5 protein-coding genes and 1 pseudogene are annotated in these 5,654 nt (G+C 69.5%); 5 read left to right on the forward strand and 1 reads right to left on the reverse strand.

Going from position 1 to position 5,654, the window contains the following annotated elements; translation table 11 throughout:
* From RTO53_RS14845 to thrC, 3 genes and pseudogenes are all read left to right on the forward strand, one after another.
* Positions 1–605: pseudogene (locus RTO53_RS14845) on the forward strand (bifunctional aspartate kinase/homoserine dehydrogenase I); the annotation flags it as partial.
* Positions 602–1,528 carry a homoserine kinase gene (locus RTO53_RS14850; RefSeq protein ID WP_312238516.1) on the forward strand — a complete coding sequence of 309 codons (927 nt, stop codon included), beginning with the start codon at positions 602–604 and terminating at the stop codon, positions 1,526–1,528. The pseudogene RTO53_RS14845 and the gene RTO53_RS14850, both read left to right, overlap by 4 nt.
* 34 nt (positions 1,529–1,562) lie before the next feature.
* The gene (gene thrC, locus RTO53_RS14855) at positions 1,563–2,858 is read left to right on the forward strand and encodes a threonine synthase (RefSeq protein WP_312238517.1); all 1,296 of its coding nucleotides are present in this window, start codon (positions 1,563–1,565) and stop codon (positions 2,856–2,858) included.
* Between the two features lie 100 nt (positions 2,859–2,958).
* On the opposite strand, the gene RTO53_RS14860 is transcribed toward thrC, so the two are convergent.
* Positions 2,959–3,714 (reverse strand): helix-turn-helix domain-containing protein, encoded by a 756-nt coding sequence (locus RTO53_RS14860; protein ID WP_312238518.1) that lies wholly within the window; start codon positions 3,712–3,714, stop codon positions 2,959–2,961.
* A 141-nt stretch (positions 3,715–3,855) separates the two neighbouring features.
* Between RTO53_RS14860 and hisS the strand changes: the two genes are divergently transcribed.
* Positions 3,856–5,253 (forward strand): histidine--tRNA ligase, encoded by a 1,398-nt coding sequence (gene hisS, locus RTO53_RS14865; protein ID WP_312238519.1) that lies wholly within the window; start codon positions 3,856–3,858, stop codon positions 5,251–5,253.
* Positions 5,250–5,555, forward strand: a complete 306-nt coding sequence (locus RTO53_RS14870) for a hypothetical protein (protein WP_312238520.1) — start codon at positions 5,250–5,252, stop codon at positions 5,553–5,555. Before hisS ends, RTO53_RS14870 begins: the two co-directional genes overlap by 4 nt.
* Positions 5,556–5,654 lie beyond the last annotated feature (99 nt).

A 5,654-nucleotide genomic window follows, 5' to 3' on the forward strand; every position in this document is an offset into this window, starting at 1 on the left:
TGCGCGACCTGGTTGATACCGGTGATGAAGTGCTGGCCTTCGCCGGCATCTTCTCGGGCACGCTGGCGTGGCTGTTCAACAAATACGACGGCCAGGTGCCGTTTTCGCAACTGGTCGCGCAGGCGCGCGGCATGGGCTACACCGAACCGGACCCGCGCGATGACCTGTCCGGCGTGGACGTGGCGCGCAAGCTGGTGATCCTGGCCCGCGAGGCCGGGCGCGAGTTGAGCCTGGAGCAGGTGCAGGTGGAAAGCCTGGTGCCGGAAGTACTGCGCCAGGCCAGCGTCGAGGAATTCATGGGGGGCCTGGATGCGGTCGACGCGCTGTTTGCCGACCGCCTGGCCCAGGCCCAGGCGCGCGGGGCGGTGTTGCGCTATGTGGCGCGGCTGTCGGCCGAGGGCGCGCAGGTGGGCCTGGTGGAACTGCCGGCCGGGCACGCCTTCGCCACGCTGCGCCTGACCGACAACGTGGTGCAGTTCACCACCCGGCGCTACTGCGACAACCCGCTGGTGGTGCAGGGCCCGGGGGCCGGGCCGGAGGTGACCGCCGCCGGCGTGTTCGCCGACGTGCTGCGGGTGGCGGTGGGCGAAGGAGCACGCCTGTGAGTGCAGGTGACAGTGCCCGTGCGTTTTCGCCCGCGTCGGTAGGCAATGCGGCGGTCGGCTTCGACATCCTCGGGCATGCCATCGCCGGGGTCGGCGACACGGTCAGCGTGCGACGCATCGCCGCACCCGAGGTGCGCATCGCGGCGATCCGTGGCACGCCATTCGCGCTGCCGCTCGACGCCGCCGACAACACGGCCGGTGCGGCGCTGATCGCGCTGCGCGAGGCGCTGGGGTTGCCGTTCGGCTTCGAGGTGGAGATCGACAAGGGCATCGCGCTCGGCTCGGGCATGGGTGGCTCGGCGGCATCGTGCGTGGCCGCGCTGGTGGCGGCCAACGCGCTGCTGGACGCCCCGTTGTCGCGGCAGGCGCTGTATCCGTTCGCACTGACCGGCGAGGCGGTGGCCAGTGGCGGCCGGCATGGCGACAACGTCGGGCCGATGCTGCTCGGCGGGCTGGTGTTGAGCACGGCCGAGCGGCTGGTACCGATTCCCGTGCCGGACGCCTGGCACAGCCTGCTGGTGCATCCCGATGCGGTGCTGGAAACCCGCCGTGCGCGGGCGGCGCTGCAGGGCAGTTATGCGCTGGGCGAGTTCGTGCAGCAGAGTGCGAACCTGGCGCTGGTGCTGAGCGGCTGCTTCAACGCCGATGCATCGCTGGTCCGCGCCGGGCTGCGCGATGTGCTGGTCGAGCCGCGCCGCGCCGGGCTGATTGCCGGCTTCCACGCCGCGCGCGATGCCGCGTTGGCCGCCGGTGCGATGGGCGCCAGTATTTCCGGTGCCGGCCCCAGCGTATTCGGGTGGTTCGAGCATCGCGATGCGGCGCGGGTCGCGCAGGCGGCGGTGCAGCAGGCCTTCGCCGATGCCGGCTTCGACAGCCAGGGCTGGGTGTCGCCATTGAACGCGCCCGGTGCGCAGCTGCTGTGAGCAGCGTGTTTGCCACTTTTCTCCAGGACCTACGATGAACTTTGTTTCCACCCGCCACGACGCGCCTGCCGCAACCCTGAGCCAGGCCATCGCCGCCGGGCTCGCCCCGGATGGCGGACTTTACGTACCCGAGCAGCGACCGCAGGCGAGGGCATGGCGCGCGCACGGCACACTGGCGCAGGACGCCGCGGCAGTGCTCGCGCCCTATTTCGAAGGTGACGCGTTGGCCCCGCAGCTGGACCGGCTGTGCGCGCAGGCGTTCGATTTTCCCGCGCCGCTGCGCCCGCTGAGCACCCCGCGCGATCACGTGCTGGAGCTGTTCCACGGCCCCACCGCCGCGTTCAAGGATTTCGGTGCGCGGTTCCTCGCCGCCAGCCTGGCCCAACTGCAGCAGGACCGCGCGCAGCCGCTGACGATCGTGGTTGCCACCTCCGGCGATACCGGCGCGGCAGTGGCGGCGGCCTTCCATCGTCAGCCGGGCATCCGCGTGGTAGTGCTGTACCCCGACGGACGCGTGTCGCCCCGGCAGGCCCACCAGTTGGGCTGTTTCGGCGACAACATCCACACCCTGCGCGTGGCCGGGGCCTTCGATGACTGCCAGGCGATGGTCAAGCAGGCCTTGGGCGACCGCGCGTTGCAGGCGCAGGTGCCGCTGAGTTCGGCCAACAGCATCAGCCTGGGCCGGTGGCTGCCGCAGATGAGCTACTACGCCCATGCAGCGCTGCAACATCACGCGGCCACCGGGCAGCTGCTCAACCTGGTGGTGCCCACCGGCAACCTGGGGAATGCGATGGCGGCAGTGCTGGCGCGATCGATGGGGTTGCCGCTGGGGCGCATCGCGCTGGCGACCAATGCCAACGACGTGCTGCCACGCTTCTTCCATGGCGGCGACTACCAGCCGGCCACCAGCGTGGCGACCGTGGCCAACGCGATGGACGTGGGGGCGCCGAGCAACTTCGAACGGCTGCGCTGGCTGTATGCGGGCGACGATGCGGCACTGCGCGCCGACTTCCGTGTCGAGGCCGTCGACGATGCGGCGATCCGCGACCTCATCGCGCGGCGCTGGGCGCGGGCCGGCGAAGTGTTCTGCCCGCATACCGCTACCGCCATGGTGGTGCTGGAGCAGCTGCGCAGCGAAGGCGTGCAGGGCGATTGGGCAGTGGCCGCCACCGCGCACCCGGCCAAGTTCGAATCGGTCGTGGAACCCCTGATCGGCCAGCCGCTGCACGTGCCCCCAGCCCTCGCCGACCTGCTCCAGCGCCCCGCCCACGCCGAACCCTGCGCACCGCACTACGCAGCGCTGCGCGAGGTACTCCTCAATCTAAGGTAGTGCCGAGCCATGCTCGGCAAGCGCCAAATCAGTTAGCGCCGAGCCATGCCCGGCACCCGGTCCCCCGCCACCCACCCGCGCCACAGCGCGGGCACCCCACTCACTCCGCGCCGGAAAGCGCCTGCAGTCCCGCTTCGTCGAGAATCTCGACGGTGTTCAGATGGGGCAGGGCGATCAGGCCCTGCTGGCGCAGCTTGGTGAACGTACGGCTCACCGTTTCCATGGTCAGGCCGAGGTGATCGGCGATGTCACCGCGCCCCATCGGCAACGTCACCCGCAGCCCGTCCGCGCCCAGCATCGCCTCACGCGCAGCCAGCCGCAGCAGGAAATCGGCCAGCTTTTCGGCTGGCTGCAGGCGGGCCAGCGACAGCGCGGCATCCTGGGCGTCATCCAGCGCCTGGCAGGCACGCTGCAGCAGCTTGCGTTCCAGGTGCGGAAAACGCGTCCGCAGATCCTTCATCTGCGGCAGCGCGACGCGGCAGACGCGGCTGTCGGCGATCGCTTCGATGTCGTAGCGGTGGTTGTCGCTGCCGGTCAGGCCGAGGTAGTCGCCCGGCAGCACGAAGCCGCTGATCTGGCGGCGGCCATCGGCCAGCGTGCGGACCAGGCGCAGCGCGCCGGCGGTCAAGGTATAGACATGTTGGCGCGACTCGCCGGCACGGGCCAGCGTGGCACCGAGCGGCAACGCCTGCGACACCGTCACCCGCTCCAGCGCCTGCACCTCGTCCGGCGACAGTGCCGAACACACCGCCAGATGGCGCACCGAGCAGTGCAGGCAGTCGCGCAGCGGCGAGCAGCCCGGGCTGGCGGGATCTTCAACGGCGGAAAGCGCGGTACCGGGGTGGGGCCGGGTCATGTCGAACCAGGGAGCGGGGCCTGCTTATGATACGTCATGCGGCCATCGGCCCGGGCCGCGGCGACCGATGCAGGCCCGGCGGTTCGGCTGCGGCTAGAATATGCACCTCGCTCATCCCCCCGATTCGCAGGAGTTCCGCAAGTGATCAAGCCCCGTACGCCGCCCGGCATCATGGAATTGCTGCCGCGCGAGCAGATCGCGTTCCAGCGCATGCTGGACGTCATCCGCCGCAACTACGAGCGGTTCGGGTTCCTGCCGGTGGAGACCCCGGTGTTCGAGTTGTCCGACGTGCTGCTGACCAAGTCCGGCGGCGAGACCGAGCGCCAGGTGTATTTCGTACAGTCCACCGGTGCGCTGGCCAATGCCGCCGAGGCCGAAGAGAAGGCGCTGCCCGAACTGGCCCTGCGCTTCGACCTGACCGTGCCGCTGGCCCGCTACGTGGCCGAACACGAGCACGACCTGACCTTCCCGTTCCGCCGTTACCAGATGCAGCGCGTGTACCGTGGCGAGCGTGCCCAGCGTGGCCGTTTCCGCGAGTTCTACCAGTGCGACATCGATGTGATCGGCAAGGACACGCTGAGCACGCGTTACGACGCCGAAGTGCTGGCGGTGATCCATGCGGTGTTCGCCGAACTGCGCATCGGCGATTTCTCGGTGCAGTTGAACAACCGCAAGCTGCTGCGCGGCTTCTTCGAAAGCCTGGGCGTGGCCGATGGCGAACGCCAGCTGGCGGTGCTGCGTGAAGTGGACAAGCTGGACAAGCGCGGCGCCGATTACGTGCGCGAGACGCTGGTCGGCGAGGGCTTCGAGATTCCGGCCGAGCAGGTCGAGCGCATCCTGGCGTTCGTGGCGGTGCGTTCGAACAGCCATGCCGACGCGCTGGCGCAGCTGGACGCGCTGCTGGCCGACCCGGCCGCCAGCGACACGCTGAAGCTGGGCGTGGCCGAGCTGCGCGAAGTGCTGGAGCTGGTCAAGGCGCTGGGCGTGCCGGAGACCGCGTATTGCCTGAACTTCTCCATCGCTCGTGGCCTGGATTACTACACCGGCACCGTTTATGAGACCACGTTGACCGACCACCCGCAGATCGGCTCGATCTGCTCGGGCGGCCGTTACGAAGACTTGGCCAGCCATTACAGCAAGTCCAGGCTGCCGGGCGTGGGCATCTCCATCGGCCTGACCCGCCTGTTCTGGCAGCTGCGCGAGGCCGGCCTGATCGCCGGTATCGAAGACAGCAGCGTGCATGCGCTGGTCGCGCTGATGGACGATGCGAGCCTGCCGCAGTCGCTGGATATCGCCCGTCGCCTGCGCGTGGGCGGCATCAACGCCGAAGTGCAGATGGAGCCGAAAAAGATCGGCAAGCAGTTCCAGTACGCGGCCAAGGCGGGCATCCGCTTCGTGGTCCTGGCCGGTGAGGACGAACTGGCGCGTGGCGTGGTCGCGGTGAAGGACCTGCTGCGCGAGCAGCAGTTCGAGGTCTCGCGCGACGAATTGGCCAGCACCCTGCAGGTGGAGCTGGAGCAGGCCAAGGTCATGCCGTGAAGCGGGTAGCGGCAGGGGCGCTGTCGCTGCTCCTGCTGCTGCTCAGCGCCTGCCGGAGCGATCCGGCGCTGCACAGCGATCGGATCGGTCCGGGGCAGTACCGGTTGCTGGTCGATCGCTGTCATGTGATCGACCGGGAGCAGCTTGAGCAGGACCTGCGCAGGTTGGCCAGCACGCACTGTCCGGACGGGGCCGGGGCGCTGGAATCGTTGGAGTCGATCCCGAGCCGCCAGGGCAGTGTATTGGGCGAGTGCCTGCGCAGCGGGGCCATGCGTGCTGAGGTGCGTTGCAAGGCGCGATAGGGGCGTTCGTGCCTGGCTGGCGCCCGCCTGTTGCCCTCCCGCTGGTGTTGTGCAGCCGACCATGGGTCGGCTCTACCCTCCGACGTCCGCAGCTGCGGG

Origin of the sequence: Stenotrophomonas sp. (genome assembly GCF_031995405.1) — a bacterium.
Taxonomy (GTDB): Bacteria; Pseudomonadota; Gammaproteobacteria; order Xanthomonadales; family Xanthomonadaceae; genus Stenotrophomonas.

What these genes read in the sequence shown, in the direction of transcription:
- RTO53_RS14860 (WP_312238518.1), bottom strand. Translation starts at nt 3,714, where the DNA reads ATGACCCGGCCCCACCCCGGTACCGCGCTTTCCGCCGTTGAAGATCCC.
- thrC (WP_312238517.1), top strand. Translation starts at nt 1,563, where the DNA reads ATGAACTTTGTTTCCACCCGCCACGACGCGCCTGCCGCAACCCTGAGC.